The following is a 16,698-nucleotide window of genomic DNA, read 5'->3' as shown; positions in this document are numbered from 1 at the left end:
TTAATTTCCGGGATTGAAATTTTTCCCCAGCGAAGCGGGCATGTTGAGCTTGATGTAATTGGCATTGCTGGAAATGAGCACGAGCACGACGATGGCTGCCACATACGGCAGCATCGACAGCAGCTGCGACGCGATGGGCACGCCCATCGCCTGCGCGTGGAACGTCAATATCGTGATGCCGCCGAACAGGTAGGCGCCGCCCACCACGCGCGCCGGACGCCAGGTGGCAAAGGTCGTCAGCGCCAGCGCGATCCAGCCGCGTCCCGCCACCATGCCCTCGACCCACAGCGGCGTGTACACGAGCGATAAAAACGCGCCGGCCAGGCCGCAGCAGGCGCCGCCGAACAGCACGGCCGCCAGGCGGATACGCCGCACGGGATAGCCGAGCGCATGCGCGGAAGACGGTGACTCGCCCACGGCGCGCAGCACCAATCCTGCCCGCGTGCGGTACAGAAACCAGGCGATGGCCACGCACAGCAAGAGCGACAGATACACCATCGGATGCTGGCGGAACAGGGCCGGCCCCAGCACGGGAATGTCTTCTAATAAAGGGATGCCGAAGCGGCCGTTCTGCAAGCTGTTGCCCACATACTTCAAGCCGATGTACGTGGACGCACCCGCGCCGAACAGAGACAAGGCCAGGCCCGTCGCGTACTGGTTCGTGCCCAGCCACACGGTCAGCCAGGCAAAGAAGCCGGACAGGACCATGCTGGCGCCCGCCCCCGCCAGAAAGCCCAGGGTGGGGCTGCCCGTGTTGACGGCCACGGCAAAGCCCGTAATGGCCGACACCAGCATCATGCCTTCCGCGCCCAGGTTCACCACGCCCGCCTTTTCATTGACGAGCAGCCCCAGCGCGGCGAGCATCAGCGGCGTGCCCGCATTGATGCTGGCGGCAATCAAAGGCGCTATCGTCAGGGCCAGGTTATCCATGTTTCCTCCAGCGCAGTTTGTATTGGATCAACACATCGCAAGCGAGCAAGGCAAACAGCAAGATGCCCTGGAACACGCCCGTGATGGCGCTGGGCAAACCCAGGCGCGATTGCGCCAGTTCGCCGCCGATATAGAACAGGGCCATGACGAAGCTGGAAAAAATCACGCCGACCGGATGCAGCCGCCCCACGAAGGCGACGATGATGGCGGCAAAGCCGTAGCCGGGCGAGACCGTGGGCGTGAGCTGCCCCATCGGTCCCAGCACTTCGCAGGCACCCGCCAAGCCGGACAGGGCGCCGCAGATCAGCAAGGACGACCACAAGGTCTTACGCGAGGAAAAGCCCGCATAGCGGGCGGCGGCCGGCGCCATGCCGCCCACGCGCAGGCGGAAGCCGGCAATGCTGCGCGACAGATACAGCCAGCCGCCCAGCGAGGCCAGCAAGGCAAATACGATGCCCACGTGCAAGCGCGTGTCGCTGATCACCATCGGCAACAGCAAGCCGTCCGACAGCAGTTTCGACTGCGGAAAATTAAATCCTTCCGGATCGCGCAGCACGCCATACACGAGATAGCTGAGCAGCAATTGCGCGATGTAGACGAGCATCAGCGAGACGAGGATTTCGCTGGCGTTGTAGCGATCGCGCAGCCAGGCCACCAGGCCCGCCCACGCCATGCCGCCCGCCATGCCGGCCAGCAGGGATATGCCGATGATGGCCGCGCCCCCCACGCCATCGTCGAGGTACAAGGCCGCCGCGCCGCCGCAGATGGCGCCCAGGGTCAGCTGTCCTTCCGCGCCGATGTTATAGATGTTGGCGCGAAAGCAGATGGCCAGGCCGACGGCGATCAGCAGCAAAGGCGCCACCTTGAGACCCAGCTCGGACCAGCCGTGCGCGTCGCGCAAGGGTTCGACAAAGAACACGGCCAGGCCCGCCAGCGGATCGTGTCCCAGCGCAACAAACAGCAGCGCGCCGCACAGTACCGTGAGCAGCACGGCCAGCACGGGCGATAGCCACGACATCAGGCGCGACGGTGCAGGACGGGCTTCCAGACGCAAGGCAAACTTAGCCATGGGCAGCCTCCTGCGGCCACAGCCCGCTCATCCATTGCCCAACGAGATCGACGCTGGCCTCGCCCACGTCCAGCGACGGTGAAATTTTTCCTTTTGCCATCACCAGCAGGCGGTCGCTGATCTCGAACAATTCATCGAGTTCTTCCGAGACGACCAGCAGCGCGCAACCGGCGTCGCGCAGCGCCAGCAATTCGGCGCGGATTTGCGCGGCCGCGCCCACGTCCACGCCCCAGGTCGGCTGCGCCACCACCAGCACCGTGGGCTCGCGCATGACTTCGCGTCCGACTATGTATTTCTGCAAGTTGCCGCCCGACAGGCTGCGCGCCAGCGCCTGCGGCCCGCCCGCCTTCACCTGGAAGCGGGCGATGATGGCGGCCGCCCGCTGCGCGATCGCGCCACGGCGCAGGAAGCCGTGGCGGATGGTGGCGGGGGTCTGCAAGCTCAATAAGACGTTGTCGGCCAGCCCCATGTCGGGCACGGCGCCGCGTCCCAGCCGCTCTTCCGGCACGAAGCCGAAACCGAGGGCGCGCCGGCGGCCCGGCGGCAAGCGGCCGGCAGGCGTGCCGTTCAGCACGATGCTGGCGGGCGCCGCGCGCAGGTCCTCGCCCGACAGGGCGGCCAGCAATTCCTGCTGGCCATTGCCGGACACGCCAGCGATGCCGACAATTTCTCCCGCGCACACGTCGAAATGGATGTCGATCAATTGCGTGGCGAACGGATGGCTCTTCGGCAAATCCAGCTGCCGCACGCTCAGCATGGCCGCGCCGGGCGCGCGCGCGACGCGCGTGACGGCGGGCGGCTCCGCGCCGATCATCATGCGCGACAGGCTGGCCGCCGACTCTTGCGAAGGGTCACACACGCCCGCGTTCTTGCCGGCGCGCACCACGGTGCACGTATGGCACAGGGCGCGGATCTCGTCGAGCTTGTGGCTGATGTACAGGATGCTGCAGCCTTCGGCCGCCAGCAGGCGCAGGGTAGCGAACAGCTTTTCCACGGCGCCCGGCGTCAGCACGGACGTCGGTTCATCGAGGATCAGCAGTTGCGGCTTGGCCAGCAAGGCACGCACGATTTCCACGCGCTGGCATTCGCCGACGGACAGCGTGTGCACGTGGCGCTGCGGTTCCAGGTCCAGGCCGTACTGGCGCGCTGTGTCTTCGATGCGCTGGGCCAGCTCCGCCATGTTGGTGCCGGCAGGCAAGCCGAGGGCGATGTTTTCCGCCACCGTCAAAGTGTCGAACAACGAAAAGTGCTGGAACACCATGGCGATGCCCAGCGCGCGCGCGGCCGACGGGTTGGCGATCTCGACCTCGCGGCCATTCCACACGATGCGGCCGCCATCGGGCTGCACGGCGCCGTAGATGATTTTCATCAAGGTCGATTTGCCGGCGCCGTTCTCGCCGAGCACGGCGTGAATTTGTCCGGGCGCGACGGTGAGGTCGATGCCGTCATTGGCCACCACGGCCGGATAGCGCTTGCTGATGTCGTGTAATTCCAGGCGTGCCGTCATTGTTTTTTTCGTGCCTCGCTGCGGGGTCGCCGGCATCATCGCCGGTGGAAAAATTCAAGCTCTTGTCTCTATCCTATCGGCATCCGCGGCGCTTGGGGGATGGTGTGGCGGCGCGCATTTCTATTTCCACAAAAAAACAACACCTGTATACAATTTTGAAAAAAATTATCAGCTTTACAGCGGCCGCCTTGCCCCGCAAGGCTGAGAAGGTGCGATGATTATATGCAAGAACTGATAGTAAGTATGCAGATAAGACATATCGCCCAGCGCTGCGCTTCTCGCATCATGGATTGAACGGCGCGCAATGCCACACCGCAGCGCGACATGCGCGCCAGTGGGTTCCCCCCTGCACCCAGCCATCCCAGTTCCCGTTTTCCAACACCGCCATCAGGAGCCGAAAGTGCCAAAAACCCTACCTTGTCTGTTGCTCTGCCTCACTACCACCCTGGGCATGGGCGCGACCGCCCAGGCTGCCGAATGGAGCGATACCGCGCTGAGCTGGCGCGCCGGCAATGACTACCGCGAGCCGTTCAATCCGGACGACATCAAGAAAAACATCTTTGCCATCACGCACGCCAGCGGCTACAAATACGGCAGCAACTTCGTCAACCTGGACTTCCTGATGTCCGACAGCAAGGACCCCGGCGCGCTCGGTAAAACGTCCGGCGCGCAAGAGGCCTACCTGGTGTACCGCAACACCATCGACATCGGCAAGGTGCGCGGCAGCGACATCAAGTTCGGCCCCGTGCGCGGCGTCGGCGTGACCCTGGGCTTCGACGTCAACACGAAAAATGACGTCGGCTACAACTCGCGCAAGCGCATGCTGGTGGCCGGCCCGACCCTGATGTGGGACGTGCCCGGCTTCTTCAACACCAGCCTGCTGTTGCTGCGCGAAAGCAACGCCCCCAGCGGCGCCTTCCCGCCCATCTCGCAAGTGACGGGCCGCTACACGTATAAAACGCACGCCATGCTGACGGGCGCCTGGGCCATCCCCTTGTCGCCGCTGTTCTCGTTCGAAGGTTTCTTCAACCTCATCGACTCGAAAGGCAAGGATGAAGTGGGGCGCGACACGGCCGTGGAAACAAATATCGACATGCAAGTGATGTACGACGTGGGCGCGGCCCTGGGCAGCGCCAAGAACACCTTCCGCGTGGGCCTCGAATACCAGTACTGGAAGAACAAGTTCGGCAACTCGCCCGCCACCACGGGCAACGTGGGCCAGACGGCGAAGACGCCGATGATACGCGCGGAATACCATTTCTAAGAATCATTGTTTCTCATCAACACCCACCGTCGCGCCTGATGCCAGCATGAAGCTTTCCTGCTGGCGGAGAGCGCGACCGTGGAACAACTGCTGCCGTATTATGAGCGTGAGCTGGGCCTGTTCCGCCAGTACACGCGCGAGTTTTCCAGCCGCTATCCGAAAGCGGCCGGGCGCCTGCTGATCGCCGGCGAGACGTGCGAAGACCCGCACGTCGAGCGCCTGATCCAGTCCGTCGCCCTGCTCACGGCCAGAGTCGCCAAGCGCCTCGACGACGCCTATCCGCAATTCACCAATTCTCTGCTGGAAACTTTGTACCCGCACTATCTGCGGCCGTTTCCCTCATGTTCCATCGTGCGCATCGCGGCAGACGAAGCGCCGGGCGGCGGCCAGCTGGCCCAGGTGGCGCATGTGGCGCGCGGCACCGTGCTGCGCTCGCAGCCGGTGCAGGGCGTCGCTTGCAAATTTACCAGCGCGTATGACGTGACCCTGGCACCGCTGGCTATTTCTCGCCTGCATTTTTCGCCGCTCATCGACGCGCCGCCCGGCCTGCACCTGCCCGACGGTGCCAGCGCCCTGCTCAGCATTCAGTTCACCAGCAGCAGCGACAACTACCGCCTGGACCAGGCCGGCTTGTCCAGCCTGCGCCTGTTTGCCGATGGCGAACCGTCCGTGCGCGCGGCCCTGCTCGACGCCCTGTTCCTGCGCAGCACGGGCGCGTATGTAGCGCTGGACGAACACAGTCCGTGGCTGGCCGTCGACGGTATGCCGCTGGCGCCGGCCGGCTATGCCGACGACGATGCGCTGATCCCCGTTTCCGCCCGCTCGCACCCGGCCCTGCGCCTGCTGACCGAGTATTTCTCCTTCCCGGAAAAATTCCATTTCATCGACGTCGCCTGGTCCCTGCTGGCCGCCTTGCTGCCGAAACAGTGCCGCCAGTTCACCTTGCACCTGCCGCTCAAAGGCGTGCGCAGCGACAGCCACGAGGCGCGCCTGCTCTCCGGCGTCAGCCGCGACAACCTGCTGCCAGGCTGCACGCCCGTCGTCAACCTGTTTGCCAAGTCCGGCGTGCCGATCCGCCTCACGCACACGGAGCCCGACTACGCGCTGGTGGCCGATGCCACGCATGCGTTTGCCTACGACATCCACAGCATCGAGACCGTCACCCTGGTGCGCAAGGACGAGGCCGGCGAGCGTCTGAGCACCTTCTTGCCGCTGTATGCCACGCTGCAAGGTTCTCAGACTGAGCATGGCCAATACTGGCTGGCGCGCCGCGACGAAGCCGTGGCGGACGTCAGCCCCGGCCATGAAATGCGCCTGAGCCTGATCGACCCGCAGTTTTCGCCGGGCAGTGCGGCCTGCGCCACCGTTTCGACGCAGCTGCTGTGCAGCAACCGCGACTTGCCCACGCAACTGCACTACGGCTTGCCCGGCGGCGACCTGCTGGCCGAGGACGTGCCCGACGGCATCCCCGCGCGCTTCCTGCGCAAGCCCACGCCCAGCATGCGTTTCCTGGCGGACACGCATTGGCGCCTGATTGCGCACCTGTCGCTCAATTACTCGAGCCTGACGCAGGCTGGCCTGGGCGACTTCCAGAAAATGCTGAGCCTGTACGACCTGCCCCGCTCGCCCACCACGCAACGGCTGATCCAGGGCATCGTCACCCTCGAGCACGGCAGCACGCGCGCGTGGATGCCAACGCTACCGTTTCCCACCCTGATGCCCGGCATCGCCATCCGCCTGGGCATTGACGAGCAAGCCTTCGTCGGCACCAGCATCTCTATTTTTGCCCAGGTGCTGCAGCGCTACTTCGCCCTGAACAGCCAGCTCAACTGCTTTAGCCAACTGACGCTGCTGTCCCATCGCAGCGGCGAGGAAATCCTACGATGCCCAGAACGCAGCGCCGACGCCACGCCAGCGTGATCCAGCAATTGCTCGACGCGCCGCAGCGCTTCGAGTGCTTCCAGGCGCTGCGCCTGCTGCTGGCCTGGCTGGCCGAACACGGCATCGATGAACACACGGCGCTGGCGAAGGTCATGCGCTTCGACAATAGCGTCTCGCTGCGCTTTCCAGCCAGCCAGGTCGAGACGCTCACGACAAGCGGGATCGCCGATGCGGATGCCTTGCTGCAAGCGCTGCTGTCGGGTCATGTACACCATATCCACATCACGCCCGCCTTCATGGGCCTGCTGGGTTGCCAGGGCTGCTTGCCCAGCCACTACTCGGAGCGCATTGCCGCCCACCAGTACAGCGAACGAGAGAATAGCCCGCGCGCTTTTCTCGACCTGTTTTCCAGCCGCACCGTCGTCCTGTTTTACCAGGCCTGGCAAAAATACCGCATCGAGCAAGCCGGCCACAGCGGGGACTTCCTGACGCGCCTGCTGGCCCTGGCCGCATGCCGCCCAAGCCAGGACGAGGCCGCCGCCGGCCTGTACAGCGGCTTGCTCCAGCAGCGCAACATCTCGTCCGTCGTCATGGCGCGCATCCTCGCCGACCACTTCGGCGTGCCCTGCCATATCGACGAGGCGACGGGCGCCATGGACGTGCTGGCGCCGCGCGAACAAACGGCGCTGGGCATGGCAAACGCCGTGCTGGGCCAGCGCGCCACCGTCGGCGAGCGCTGCCGCCGGCCCGACCTGGCCGTACGCCTGCGCCTCGGCCCGCTCACCGCGGAACAGCACGCCGGCTTCCTGCCGCGCGCCCCGGCCAGCGCGGCGCTGCGGCACATGCTGACGCTGTTCCGCCAGCCGCTCGTGCGCTACGACATCGTGCTGGTGCTGCGCGCCAGCGATGTGCGGGGAATGGCGTTGACGGCCACCGGGCAAGCTGGCCTCGGCCGCAACAGTTTCCTCGGCGATGCAACAACGCCGCGCCACCGCGATGACATGCATTACGAAATGCAATTGATGCCCTCACTCAACGATTGAATCTTGTTGCCGCGCAAAAACGCTTGTGTTCGCTATTGCTACAGTCGGCCAACGATTCCTAACGTGAAGCGATGCACGATGAGCCAGTTCCCCGATACGACGGCGGCATGGACGGCATTAATGGGCGACATGCAGGGCCAGCGCCTGCTGCGCCTGCACTTTCCGCATGGCGACGGCCCTGCCGGCGTCCAGTTCCTGGCCAACAGCCTGGCCGCCAGCGAAAGCCTGTCGCGCGATTTTTCCTATGTGGTGGAAGTATTGTCCGACGGCGCCTGCATCGCCCTCGACAAAGTGATGGGCAAGATGGTGACCATCGAACTGGTGCGCGAAGACGGCACCTTGCGCTACTTCAATGGCTATGTGTTCGAATTCCGCTTCCTGCGCACGGACGGCGGTTTTGCTTTCTATGAAATGGTGCTGGAACCATGGCTGTCGCACCTGCACTTGCGGCAAAACAATGTCGCCTTCCACGGCTTGACGGTGGCGGCGCTGACGGACAAGGTCTTCGATGACTACCTGATGCGCGACTACAAGCTGGCCGCCAGCGGCCTGGACCCCGCCATCACCTATACATGCCAGCACAACGAGAGCGACCACAACCTGCTGCACCGCCACTGGGAGCAGCTGGGATGGCACTACCGCTACGAACACCGCTTTGACGGCCACACCTTGTGGCTGTCCGACGACAGCACCACCGGCAAGCCCATCGATGGCGATCTGAGCGAAATGCCCTTCCAGCACCAGGCCGGCTCCCTGGAAGACGATGGCGTGCATCAATGGAGCACGGTGCGGCGCATGGCCCCAAGCCAAATGACGGTAGCCAGCTTCAATTTCAAGAATCCGCGCAGCGCCCGCGCCAGCCGCGACTCGCTGAACCGGCAAGGCGCCGTGCCCGCCCTGGAGGTATATGAAAACACGGGCAGCTACGGTTTTAAAAACATCGATGATGGCGAGCAGCTGGCCCAGCGCCGCATGGAAGAGCGCGATGCCCAGGGCCAGCTGTTCGAGGCGCAGGGCAACGACCGCACGGCGCAACCGGGACGCTGGTTCACCCTGGGCGGGCATTTCGACAGCGCAGCCAGCGAATACCTGATCCTGTCCGTGCACCACTACGCCAGCAACAACTATCAGCAGGGACACGGCGCCACCTCTCACTACAGCAACACATTCACCTGCATCGCCCGTGACATCCCCTGGCGCCCCGGCCGCAACTTCCATAGCCGCGAACCGAAGATCTACGGCGTGCAGACGGCCACCGTGGTCGGGCCGCCCGGCGAGGAAATCCACACGGATGGTTACGGACGGGTAAAGGTGCAATTCCACTGGGACCGACTCGGTACCTTCGACGACAAGAGTTCACCCTGGATACGGGTGATATCGAACTGGGCCGGCCCGAATTTCGGCCACATCAGCCTGCCCCGGGTGGGCATGGAAGTGGCCGTCCAATTTCTCGACGGTAACGTCGCCATGCCCATCATCATCGGCTGCGTCTACAACGCGCGCAACATGCCGCCATGGGAGCTACCGGCCAACAAGACGCAAAGCGGCATGCTGAGCCGCTCGTCAAAAAAAGGTTCCGCCGCGCACGCCAACGCCCTGCGCTTCGAAGACCGCAAGGATGCGGAAGAGCTGTGGCTGCATGCGGAAAAGGACCAGCGCATCGAAGTCGAGCATGACGAATCGCACTGGGTCGGCAACGACCGGCGCAAAACCGTCGACCGCGATGAAACCGTGCACGTCAAGCGCGACCGCACGGAGACGGTGGACCACGATGAAGACATCACCGTGCACAACAACCGCAGGGAGCGTGTGGACCACGACGAACACATCGACATCGGCGACAACCGCCGCGAACACGTGGGCGGCAACGAGCAGGTGCAAATCGACGGCCACCGTTCGGAACGGGTGACCCTGGCCAAGGACGAAACGATCGGCCTGGCCAAGGTGCTGACCATCGGCGCCGCCTACCAGACCACCGTCATCGGCGCCATGAACACCACCGTCGTGCTGGCGCAGGCCGAGCAGATCGGCCTGGCGAAAAGCGTCATCGTCGGCGCCGACAGCACACTCACGGCCACCGATTCGCACACGATGACGGTGGGCACGTCCAGCATCACCATCACGCCGGGACGCATTGAACTGGTTGCCGATGAAATCATCATCCGCGGCAGGTCCAAGGTGCAGATCCACGGCGACGACATCGACAATAATCCGGGCTGACGATGAACGACGCCGGCACCGCCCATTTCAATATCCCCAACCTGCTGTTCGACAACCGCACGCCGCACGCGGCCAGCCAGTTCGACATGGTCGACCAGTTTGGCGAGGCCTTTCATGTGGTGGTGGCACGCATGGGCTACACCCTGGGCCCGTGCGGCGCCAATGGCGTGGCCAGCCTGCTGCCCATGGCGCGCCAGTCGCCGCTGGCCACGGAAGACCGGCACTTGCACGACGACACGCAGGCGGGCACGGTGCAGGAGAGCGACTTCGCGCCCTACAAGCCGCGCTGCGACGTGATCGTCAATGGCGTGGCGCACGCGCCTCGCGGGCAGGCGATGCCGCAATTTCTCGTCAATTTGAAAGTACAGTCAAAAAAGAAGACCCTGATCGACAAGACCTTGCAGGTGTGCGGCGAGCGCGCCTTCCGCAAGAAAAGCATCCTCACCCGCCTGGCGCAAGGCTGCGCCCGCGTCGCCACGGCGGGCTTGCTTCGGCCCAATCCGTGGCACTTGTCCACGCCGGAACCGTTCCTGCAATTGCCGCTGCACTATGCCTATGCGTATGGCGGGCAATGCCGCATCGAGGCCGACGACTGCAACGCGGCGAAGCATGATACCTGCCAGGCCAATCCGCTGGGGCGCGGCTTTGCGCGGCACTGGTACCTGGATGCGAAACAGATCAATGAGGTGCCAGCACCGCGCATCACGCAGCCGTCGCAGCCATGTACGGCCGCCCAGTTCTGGCAAGGCGCGGGCGGCAAAGAGCTGCCCGCGCCGGCGGGGCTGGCCGTTATCGGCCGTGGCTGGCTGCCGCGCCGCGCACTGGCCGGACACATCGTGGAAAAAGACACATGGGGTGCCGACGAAGTCCCCTTGTTACCGGAAGACTTCGATTTCGCGTACTGGAACAGCACGCCGCCCGACCAGCAATGCCCGCACCTGGCGGGACTGGAACAATTTACGTTGACCAATCTGTGCCGCCACGACCATCCGTCGGCCCGCATCGACCCGCGCGGCAACACCGTGCTGCGCTTCGCCCTGCCCCAACAAGTGATGTGCCTGCTGCTGGCGGACAAGAACGACCAGTTGCTCGTCTGGCGCCTGGCCATCGATACGGTGCTGATCGATCCTGAGGCGGCCAGCGTGGAACTGGTGTGGCGCGCCATCGTGCCGGCCGACGCGGGCCAGGTCGCGTCGCGCCTGCTGCACGTGATGGAGCCGGCGCAGATCGCGCGCATCGAACTGCTGGAACAGGCGCAGGAAGCACTGGGCAAGGCGGCCGGGCAAGGTCAAAACAATGACGAATGAAACCGTCACCAAAGCCTCGCGCTTCTATTGCGTCAGCCTCAGCCCCGACATTTGCAAGACGCCCGTCGGCTCCAGCACGCCACCTATTCCCTACAGCATCATCGGTGAGTTCTCGGAAGCACAGAACGTCTCGCCCAACGTCAAGTCGCACAGCGAGCCCGTCATCCTGCACCAGCGCAGCATCATTCCCACAGTCAAGGGCGACGCGGCCGGCAAGGCGGGCGGCATCAAGAGCGGCACCGTCGGCAAGCAGGTCGACACCAAGGTCGCCAGCGCCATCCACCGCGCCAACGGCGCCAGCCTGGTACAGATGGGACGCGAAGTATGGATGAATTCGCGCAATACCGTGGGCAAGATCTATGAGCGGGGCGCGGAGGCGGCCAAGCCCGTGCTCAAGGAACTGAAGGCGGCGATACGGGAAGCTGCACACGATTACAAGGATCATGGCTCGAAGAAAATGCATGACGCCGCCGAAGACCTGGTGGACGCGGGTGGCGCCGTCCTGACAGGCAGCGCCGTGCTGGGCGTGGCTGGCGTTGGCGTGGCGGCAACGGGAGTGGGCGCCCCCGTTGCCGCCGCGATGGAAGCGGGGGCGGCAGCAGGCGCCGTTGCCGGCACGGCGACCGTTGCCAGTGGAACGGCAGTGGAAGCCTCTGCCACGGTACTCGACCAGGCGGCTGACTACATATTGACAGGCAAGACACCTGACTTGCTCAATACCGCCGCGGACATCGGCATGAATATCGCCGGCAACGTATTGCAGGCGGCAGTATTCAGCAAGGTTCCAGGCGGAAAAATACTGAGCAAGTTTCTCGGCAAAAAGGCGGCGCCGACGATCAACAAGGTCAAGGACAAGCTGGTCGGCAAGAAACCGGACAAGCCGCCCCAAAAACTCGACAAACCGCCCCCGAAAAACGGCGGCGACGACGGCAAGAGCCGTGGCAAGAAAGAACCGAAATCGGAGCCGCCGTCCGACTGCTGCCCGAAAGATAGCGGCCCCGCGAAAAAACCCGTCAAGGGCCGCAAGCCCGTGCATTTCGGCACGGGCCAGGAAATCCTGTATCAGACGGATTTCGCGCTCGAGCGCAGCATTCCCATCGCCTGGACGCGCTGCTACCGCTCCGGCGCCGAATGCGAAGACTGGGGCTTGCTGGGCGCGCGCTGGTCCACGCCCTACACCACCAGCCTGTCGCTGAGCGACGCCGGCATCGTGTTGCACGACGACAGCGGCCGCGCCCTGCGCCTGCCTGGCCTGGAAGCGGGCCAGCGGCACGATAGCCGCAAGGAAGGTTTTACGCTCACGCGCGACGGCGCCGACACCTTTACCGTGCTGTGGCGCGACGGCAGCAGCGACCGCTACGCGCGCGCTGAAGGCGGCTGGCTGCCGCACGGCTACGACGGCGTCAACGCCATGCTGGCCCCGTCCGCGCCGATTGCCACGCAGCGTTTTGCGCTCGTGCGCAGCGAAGGGCGCGATGGACGCGGCATCAGCATCGACCGTTTCATGGAGGCCAAACCGGGCGAAGTACTGCTGCGCCTGCGCAGCGACGATGGCAGCGTGCTCGAAGCCATGCGCGGCGAGACAGAACTGTCCTGCAGCATCGGCCGGGTTGACGAAGTGCTGGCGGACGGCAGCCGGCTCTGCCATGTCCGCTACGCCTATGCCAGCGAAACGGACGGTAGCCAGCCGCCCTTCGCGCCCCGCTACAACCTGGTCAGCCAGTCGAATGCCTTGGGCGACACGCGCCGCTACAGCTATCGTCACCACCTGCTCATGTCGTGCAGCAGCTACACGGGTTTTACGTACGAACTGGAATGGATCAGCCTGGACGCGCTGCGCGCCCGCTGGCGCGGCTCGCCATTGAGCGAACAGGAACTGGCGCAGCGCCATCCCGTCAGCTTGGCCAACAGCTACCAGGCGCGCGCCATCGCCACGCGCGCCCGGGATGGCAGCGAGCACACGCGCATCGATTACGTGGACAACGACACAAGCCGCGTCACGGAAAACGGCGGCGTCCTCGAATACACATTCGACGCCAACTGGCTGGTCACCGAAGTGCGCCGCGTCACCGACGGCAAGGCAGCCTCGCTGGGCCGGCGCGAATGGGACCGCGATGGCATGCTGCTGGCCGATATCGACGCCAACGGCGCCGCCACGCGCTACGCCTACGATGCCGCGGGCAACCTGACCCGCAGCACCGATGCCAAGGGGCACAGCAGCAACATCGACTACGACGGCCAGAACCAGCCCGTCGCCTTCACGGATGCGCTGGGCAATATCACACGCCGCGAATACGATGCGGCAGGCCGCCCCGTCAGCATCACCGATGCGCTGGGCCACGTCACGCGCTACCGCTACGACCAGCGCGGCCAGCTGGTGGAACTGGTCGACGCCAGGGGCGGCAGCAAGCATTTTCAGTACAACCGCCAGGGCTGGCTGACCGCCTATACAGATTGCTCCGGCCACACCAGCGAATATGCCTACGATGCACTGGGTCGGCTGGAAACGACCCGCGATGCGCTGGGCCATGCCACCCGCTACGAGTATGACGCGCTGGGCCGGCTGATCCGCCTCACGGCGCCCGATCAAACGCGGGAACAGTATGCCTACGATGCGGACGGCAATCTGGTCTTGCACGAGGATGGCGCCGGCCAGCAGACGCGCTACCGCTACAACGGCCAGGGCTTGCCCGTGGAACGCACGGACGCCATCGGCCAGACGGTGCAGTACCGCTACGATGCCGCACTGCAACTGACGGAATTGATCAACGCCAAGGGTGAAAGCTACCGGCTCGCGTATCACACGGAAGGCTGGCTGACGTCGGAAACGGGCTTCGACGGCAAGCGCACGCAATACAGTTATGACCAGGCCGGCAACCTGAGCGCCACCGAGTGCGGCAAGCAACGCACGGAACTGCTGCGCGACGCGCTCGGTTTGTTATCAGTCAAGACCACGTCGGATGGCGTGGTGCGCTACGCCTACGATGCGCTGGGGCGGCTGACGGGCGTGTCCGCGCCGCAAGCGGAACAGCGTTTCTTCCACGACGCGCTGGGCCAGCTGATAGAAGAGCGCAGCGCATATTTCCTGCAATCCCTGCCCGACGCCGGCAGGCTGCCCAACGCCCCGCGCGCGCAGGACGCCAGCTTTGTCATGACGCACGCCTATGATGAGCTGGGCAACCGCATCCAGACGGTCCTGCCGAACGGCCGCCGCATCGACACCTTGCGCTACGGTTCCGGCCACTGGCATGGCGTGCTGTGGCAAGGCCAGACCGTGGTCGATGTTGAGCGCGACAAACTGCACCGCGAAAAACAGCGCACCCTGGGCAACAGCGGCCTGCTCGCCACGCGCCTGTACGACCCGCAATCGCGGCTCACCCAGCTGACCCTGGCGCGCGGCGCCGACGCACCCGCCCCCGTGCGCGAACGCCGCTTCGAATACGATGCGCAAGGCAACTTGACAACCATTTTTCAGACAGGCGCCACCGCTGGCGGCCCGCTTGGCAAACTCAGCTATACCTACGATCCCGTCGGCCAGCTGCTGGCCGCCGTGCAGCCGGGCCTGGCGGAACGCTTCGCCTTCGACCCCGCAGGCAATCTGGTCGACAAGGCTCCCGCGCCCGGCAACGTCGTGAACAACTATGGCGATACCGAATACGCTTACGACGAGCAAGGCAACGCCACCGGCAAGCGCTTCCATCCTCCAGGCAGGGAGTCGACCTGGAGCGACCTGGAACTGCACTACGACGCCGAAAACCGCCTCAGCCACGCAAGCAGGACGGAACGCCAGTCGCGCCACCGCGCCCGCTACTTTTATGACGCCTTCAGCCGCCGCATCGCCAAGCGGGTAGAAGAAGCGCGCTGGAACAAGCAGCAAGACATCAGCAAAGACCAGCCCGCCCGCACGAGCGCCACCACCACCTTCTTCGTCTGGGACGGCGACACGCTGGCGCAGGAACTTGGACACGAAGAGACGGTCACATACCTGTACGAGCCGGACAGCTTCGTGCCGATGGCCAGGATCGCTTCGCCAGCCTGCCGCCAGGCAAGCGCCGTACATCTGCCACGCGTGGCGCAGTGGGATTTACCCGCCACCCGGCACGATGCCGAACTGCAAGCGGCAATTGCGCAAGAACAGGCGGACAGTGAAGCGCTGCATGCCTCGGCATGGCAGCATACCTTGGCGGCAGCCGACGGCGCGGCAGCGCACGACCGCATCACCTACTACCACTGCGACCACCTGGGCACGCCGCGCGAACTGACGGATGCGCAAGGGAACGTGGTCTGGAGCGGACGCTACAAGGCATGGGGACGCTTGCTGCACGTCGAGGGAGAAATCAAGCAGCCGCTGCGGTTTCAGGGGCAGTATGAGGATGGGGAAACGGGGCTGTTTTACAACCGCTATAGGTACTATGATCCGGATATAGCCAGGTATGTGACGCAAGATCCGGTTGGCTTGCTTGGTGGATTAAATACATATACATATGCACCAAATCCCACTGGCTGGAGTGACCCATTAGGGTTAGCAAAGAAATGTGCAAAAAACACACCATGCAATCCTTGTATTGGTAAAAATCCATCAGCTTCAGCAACAAAATGGCAAGGTAAGCCGCCCTACCCAGGAGTCGATGCATATACAAATATTGTTTTAAAAAAAGGGACTATCTTATATTCCCTTTATCCGTACGGCCCCAAACCCGGAAATTATTACAGCGACAGAATGACACTTATTTCCGCAAATGGAAGCGCATTGGCATACAATAATTTAACGCAAATCTCACATTCCGGAAACACTCCAGGGGCGCGACCGATGAGAGATCAGGTTCAAGCATTCAAACTATCGGAAGATATCTGTGCAGGCACGGGAAAAGCATTGGCAAATACATTACTAGGCGCAGGAGGAGGAAACCAATACTTTATTGATGATTCAGATATACCAAAACTCAAAGCCAACGCAAAAATATTTAAATTTCCGAGGCCGTAAATGAATATAAATAAAAATACTGGAGATATTGAAATAAATGAGAATTTTCACGTAAACAAAAACACATCAATCAAAGAAATAAAAAACATAAATTTTCTTGAAAGCTTTGGGAAAATAAATGAATTTGAAACATATAGCATGCAAAATATTCAATTTCTCAATCTGGAAACAAGAGTAAATCTCAGATTTAAAAATGAAATTCTTTACATTATTGAAATAATCTGGACAGATGGAATCACCAATAGACTTGGCTATGACTCCAGTCACTCGGACATGATCAATGAAAAAAAATATCTAAGTAAGTTAATTTCAAAATCACTAGATCAACCAGCTGAAACATCGACTAAGTACGAGGATTTTTTTTCTTTCTCGTGGGGATACATAATAGTCAAAGCAGATCAAAAATCATCACTTTGCTCAACAATGATAATATATGGCAAAAATACAAACATATGATAGAGAATAAATATTAATTAACAGAGTACTCCAATAA

At 62.8% G+C, this 16,698-nt stretch carries 10 protein-coding genes; 7 read left to right on the top strand and 3 right to left on the bottom strand.

What is annotated here, in order from left to right; all coding sequences use genetic code 11:
- From D9M09_RS03885 to D9M09_RS03875, 3 genes are read right to left on the bottom strand one after another with little or no spacing between them, the layout of a single operon-like run.
- The gene (locus D9M09_RS03885) at nt 1–930 is read right to left on the bottom strand and encodes an ABC transporter permease (RefSeq protein ID WP_121668623.1); all 930 of its coding nucleotides are present in this window, start codon (nt 928–930) and stop codon (nt 1–3) included.
- Complete coding sequence (locus D9M09_RS03880; protein ID WP_121668622.1) at nt 923–1,999, bottom strand: ABC transporter permease; 1,077 nt, start codon at nt 1,997–1,999, stop codon at nt 923–925. Before D9M09_RS03880 ends, D9M09_RS03885 begins: the two co-directional genes overlap by 8 nt.
- Nucleotides 1,992–3,506, bottom strand: a complete 1,515-nt coding sequence (locus tag D9M09_RS03875) for an ABC transporter ATP-binding protein (RefSeq protein WP_121670957.1) — start codon at nt 3,504–3,506, stop codon at nt 1,992–1,994. The genes D9M09_RS03880 and D9M09_RS03875 overlap by 8 nt, the downstream gene beginning before the upstream one ends.
- A 451-nt stretch (nt 3,507–3,957) precedes the next feature.
- Between D9M09_RS03875 and D9M09_RS03870 the strand changes: the two genes are divergently transcribed.
- From D9M09_RS03870 to D9M09_RS28785, 7 genes are all read left to right on the top strand, one after another.
- The gene (locus D9M09_RS03870) at nt 3,958–4,770 is read left to right on the top strand and encodes an outer envelope protein (RefSeq protein ID WP_080753567.1); all 813 of its coding nucleotides are present in this window, start codon (nt 3,958–3,960) and stop codon (nt 4,768–4,770) included.
- Between the two features lie 78 nt (nt 4,771–4,848).
- Entirely contained in the window at nt 4,849–6,690 is a 1,842-nt protein-coding gene (tssF, locus tag D9M09_RS03865; protein WP_121668621.1) for a type VI secretion system baseplate subunit TssF, read from the top strand.
- Nucleotides 6,654–7,694 (top strand): type VI secretion system baseplate subunit TssG, encoded by a 1,041-nt coding sequence (gene tssG / locus D9M09_RS03860; RefSeq protein WP_121668620.1) that lies wholly within the window; start codon nt 6,654–6,656, stop codon nt 7,692–7,694. Before tssF ends, tssG begins: the two co-directional genes overlap by 37 nt.
- A gap of 78 nt (nt 7,695–7,772) precedes the next feature.
- Nucleotides 7,773–9,914 carry a type VI secretion system Vgr family protein gene (locus D9M09_RS03855; RefSeq protein WP_121668619.1) on the top strand — a complete coding sequence of 714 codons (2,142 nt, stop codon included), beginning with the start codon at nt 7,773–7,775 and terminating at the stop codon, nt 9,912–9,914.
- A 2-nt stretch (nt 9,915–9,916) separates the two neighbouring features.
- Nucleotides 9,917–11,221: a DUF2169 family type VI secretion system accessory protein gene (locus D9M09_RS03850; RefSeq protein WP_121668618.1), complete on the top strand. Its 1,305-nt coding sequence runs from the start codon at nt 9,917–9,919 to the stop codon at nt 11,219–11,221.
- The gene (locus tag D9M09_RS03845) at nt 11,211–16,205 is read left to right on the top strand and encodes an RHS repeat-associated core domain-containing protein (RefSeq protein ID WP_121668617.1); all 4,995 of its coding nucleotides are present in this window, start codon (nt 11,211–11,213) and stop codon (nt 16,203–16,205) included. The genes D9M09_RS03850 and D9M09_RS03845 overlap by 11 nt, the downstream gene beginning before the upstream one ends.
- Nucleotides 16,206–16,661, top strand: a complete 456-nt coding sequence (locus tag D9M09_RS28785) for a hypothetical protein (RefSeq protein WP_162995564.1) — start codon at nt 16,206–16,208, stop codon at nt 16,659–16,661.
- Nucleotides 16,662–16,698 lie beyond the last annotated feature (37 nt).

Origin of the sequence: Janthinobacterium agaricidamnosum (assembly GCF_003667705.1) — a bacterium.
GTDB lineage: Bacteria > Pseudomonadota > Gammaproteobacteria > Burkholderiales > Burkholderiaceae_D > Janthinobacterium.
The sequence above is the reverse complement of the archived record's forward strand: the minus strand, read 5'-3'. Positions and strand labels throughout refer to the sequence as shown.

Excerpts from the sequence above, each read along its gene's own strand:
- D9M09_RS03885 (WP_121668623.1), bottom strand. The coding sequence starts at position 930 with ATGGATAACCTGGCCCTGACGATAGCGCCTTTGATTGCCGCCAGCATC.
- D9M09_RS03880 (WP_121668622.1), bottom strand. The coding sequence starts at position 1,999 with ATGGCTAAGTTTGCCTTGCGTCTGGAAGCCCGTCCTGCACCGTCGCGC.
- D9M09_RS03875 (WP_121670957.1), bottom strand. The coding sequence starts at position 3,506 with ATGACGGCACGCCTGGAATTACACGACATCAGCAAGCGCTATCCGGCC.
- D9M09_RS03870 (WP_080753567.1), top strand. The coding sequence starts at position 3,958 with ATGGGCGCGACCGCCCAGGCTGCCGAATGGAGCGATACCGCGCTGAGC.
- tssG (WP_121668620.1), top strand. The coding sequence starts at position 6,654 with ATGCCCAGAACGCAGCGCCGACGCCACGCCAGCGTGATCCAGCAATTG.
- D9M09_RS03855 (WP_121668619.1), top strand. The coding sequence starts at position 7,773 with ATGAGCCAGTTCCCCGATACGACGGCGGCATGGACGGCATTAATGGGC.
- D9M09_RS03850 (WP_121668618.1), top strand. The coding sequence starts at position 9,917 with ATGAACGACGCCGGCACCGCCCATTTCAATATCCCCAACCTGCTGTTC.
- D9M09_RS03845 (WP_121668617.1), top strand. The coding sequence starts at position 11,211 with ATGACGAATGAAACCGTCACCAAAGCCTCGCGCTTCTATTGCGTCAGC.
- D9M09_RS28785 (WP_162995564.1), top strand. The coding sequence starts at position 16,206 with ATGAATATAAATAAAAATACTGGAGATATTGAAATAAATGAGAATTTT.